The organism is Flavobacterium sp. UBA4854 (genome assembly GCF_002399805.1).
GTDB lineage: Bacteria > Bacteroidota > Bacteroidia > Flavobacteriales > Flavobacteriaceae > Flavobacterium > Flavobacterium ginsengisoli.
Map to the genome: position 1 here is coordinate 1 of NZ_DHEI01000019.1, position 3478 is coordinate 3478.

Consider the following 3478-nt stretch of genomic DNA (forward strand, 5'->3'; position numbering starts at 1 on the left):
TTTGAAGGCGTGATGATTTCAAAAGTACTTTCTACTTCTTTATCAATTTCGTGAAGAATAAACTCTAGATAAGAAGTAATATGGTCCCGTTTTTTAATTAAAGCATCCATTCCAACCTCAGCAAACATTTCTACTGAAGCTAAATATGGTGCTAAAGACAGAACTGGAAGATTACTAATCTGCCACCCATCTGCTCCGTGAACTGGATCAAAAGTTGGTTCCATTTTAAAACGGCGTTCTTTATTGTGTCCCCACCAACCTGCAAATCTTGGCAAATCTGAATTATGATGTTTTTCGTGAACAAAACAACCCGAAGCATTTCCTGGTCCCGAATTCATATATTTATAACTACACCAAGCAGCAAAATCTACATTCCAATCGTGAAGTTCTAATTTGATATTTCCAGCAGCGTGAGCCAAATCCCAACCTACTTTTGCTCCAACTTTTTGTCCTGCAGCAGTTATGGTTTTAATATCAAAAACTTGCCCTGTATAATAGTTTACTCCACCAATTAAAACCAAAGCCAATTCATCGCCAACTTCTTCAATTTTGGATAAAACATCTTCCAGACGAATATTATGTTCTCCTTCTCTACGTTTTATTTCTACAATCGCATCTTCAGGTTTGTAACCATGAAAATTCACTTGACTTTGAAACATGTACTGATCTGACGGGAAAGCTTTTTCTTCGCAGATAATTTTATAGCGTTTCCCTTTTGGCTGATAAAAAGAAACCATTAATAAATGAAGATTTACAGTCAAAGTATTCATCACTGTAACTTCAGATGGAAGCGCGCCAACAATTTTACTCAATGGTTCAGCAAATCTTTCCTGATAATCCCACCAAGGTTTTTCGGCATAAAAATGACCTTCTACAGCAAGTTCTGCCCAATCGTTCATTACTTCATCAATATAAGCTTTGGTACGTTTTGGCTGTAGTCCTAATGAGTTTCCTGTAAAATAGATAACTCGTTTATCGTTTACTTTAGGAAAAATAAATTGTTCTTGATAATGGTTTAATGTGTCTTTCGAATCTAGCTCTCGTGCAAATTCGCGTGTATTTTGAAAAGTCATTGTGTTTTTTGTTTTGTCTGCTAAAATAACAAAAATTGTTTGTTTTGTTTCAGATTGATATGCTTTGTGTGTTTTTTAACGCAAAGAGCGCAAAGTCTTTTTTTATCAAGGCTAACGTTTATAAACGCTAAGTTCGCAAAGCTTTGCATTCTTTTGTTTCTGGTAAACACATCCTGAGCAAAAAAACTTTGTGCTCTTTGCGTTTAAATTTCTCAACGAATGTCAAACTTGAAACCTGAAACTTGAAACAAATAAAAAACCCGACAGGTTATAAAAACTAGTCGGGTCTTTTTATACTATAAATTCTAATTAAAGAATTAACATTGCGTCTCCATAAGAATAGAATTTGTATCCTTCTTTGATTGCTTCGTCGTATGCTTTTTTCATTAAATCGTGTCCACAGAAAGCAGAAATCATCATTAATAATGTTGATTTTGGTGTGTGGAAGTTTGTAATCATGCAGTTTGCAATACTGAAATCGTGAGGAGGGAAAATAAATTTATTTGTCCATCCTTCGTATGGATTCAAAGTATTAGCAGAAGAAACAGAACTTTCGATTGCACGCATAGAAGTTGTTCCTACAGCACAAATACGTTTTTTCTTTGCTTTTCCTTCATTAACAATATCACAAGCTTCTTGAGTAATGATTAATTCCTCAGAATCCATTTTGTGTTTAGATAAATCTTCAACCTCAACTGGGTTAAAAGTTCCTAAACCAACGTGTAAAGTTACTTCAGCAAAGTTCACTCCTTTGATTTCTAATTTTTTCAAAAGGTGCTTAGAAAAGTGTAAACCAGCAGTTGGCGCCGCTACAGCTCCTTCTTCTTTTGCATAAATTGTTTGGTATCTTTCTGCATCTTCTGGAGTAACGTCTCTATTGATGTATTTAGGAATTGGAGTTTCTCCAAGTTCTGTCAATTTGTTTCTAAATTCTTCGTAAGATCCATCGTATAAGAAACGTAAAGTTCTACCACGAGAAGTTGTATTGTCGATTACCTCAGCAACTAACGAATCGTCATCACCAAAATAAAGTTTGTTACCAATACGGATTTTTCTAGCTGGATCTACTAAAACGTCCCAAAGGCGTTGCTCTGAATTTAATTCTCTTAATAAGAAAACTTCAATTCTAGCTCCAGTTTTTTCTTTGTTTCCGTACAAACGTGCAGGAAAAACTTTTGTATTATTTAGAATTAAAACGTCTCCGTCATCAAAATAGTTGATAACATCTTTAAACATTTTATGTTCGATAGTGTTTTTTTTACGGTCAATTACCATTAAACGAGATTCATCTCTATTTTCTGCTGGGAATTCAGCCAAAAGTTCTTTCGGTAAATTGAAATTGAAGTGTGATAATTTCATATTTGAATTGTTGATTTTAGAGTGTCGTTTTTAGATTTGTTTATCTAAAATTTTAAATCGGTTGCAAATATACGATTGTGAGATAGGCGTTGTCAAGTGTTTTGACGTTTATTTTCAAAAGCCCTTGATTTTGTGAGGTTTCCAGAACCATTAAAAATGTTTTTTTACCATATAAGTTATATAAGTTCATTTAATTGGGTTTCTATTTTCTAAATCAAACATTTAAACTCGACAGTCCCGAAGCTTCGGGACTGTCGAGTTTACTTTTAAATATTAATAAAAAAACCTCTGGTTGAAACCAGAGGTTATGTGATTAAGTTTTGTATAAAGTCCCTTTTTTAAATGAACTTATATAACTTATATGGTTTCAACAATTTTTACAATTCTGAGATTTGAAAGTTCAAGGCTTTTAAATCATTCCAGAAATCTGGGTACGATTTAGAAACTACTTCGGCATCATCAATAATAATTGGAACTTTTATTGCTAAAGGTGCAAATGCCATTGCCATACGGTGATCGTTGTAAGTTGCAATATGAACATCGTGATTTATTTTTTCAGAACGTTCTAAAGTCAAACTATCATTAGTCACAGAAATATTAGCTCCTAATTTTGTAAGCTCAATTTTTAAAGCTTCTAGTCGGTCTGTTTCTTTAATTTTTAAAGTATGAAGTCCTGTTAGGTGACATCCGATTCCTAAACCTAAACAAGTCACAACAATAGTTTGAGCGATATCTGGCGTATTATTCAATTCGAAATTTACATCTTGATAATTAAATCCAGCTACTTTTTCCAAAGTCATTTTATTGTTTTGGAAAGTCGTTTTCACTCCCATTTTTTCGTAAAGAGAAACTAATTCTGAATCTCCTTGAAGGCTATTTTCTTTATAACTGCTTAAAGTTATTTTTGCAGCATCTGCCAAAGCCACAAGACTAAAGAAATAAGAAGCCGAACTCCAGTCAGATTCTACAACCATTTCTTTAGATTCAACTGCTTCTTTCGGGAAAACTTTAATTACGTTTCCTTCAAAACTTGTTTTAATATCTAA

General features: G+C 33.3%; 2 protein-coding genes and 1 pseudogene. All 3 read right to left on the reverse strand.

Going from position 1 to position 3478, the window contains the following annotated elements:
* The coding region (gene kynU, locus B3J44_RS02080) for a kynureninase (RefSeq protein WP_286965390.1) at nt 1–1073 on the reverse strand (1073 nt) is incomplete at its 3' end.
* A gap of 309 nt (nt 1074–1382) precedes the next feature.
* Nucleotides 1383–2432 (reverse strand): tRNA preQ1(34) S-adenosylmethionine ribosyltransferase-isomerase QueA, encoded by a 1050-nt coding sequence (gene queA, locus B3J44_RS02085; protein ID WP_198855482.1) that lies wholly within the window; start codon nt 2430–2432, stop codon nt 1383–1385.
* Between the two features lie 377 nt (nt 2433–2809).
* Nucleotides 2810–3478 (reverse strand): annotated as a pseudogene (locus B3J44_RS02090) (3-phosphoshikimate 1-carboxyvinyltransferase); the annotation flags it as partial.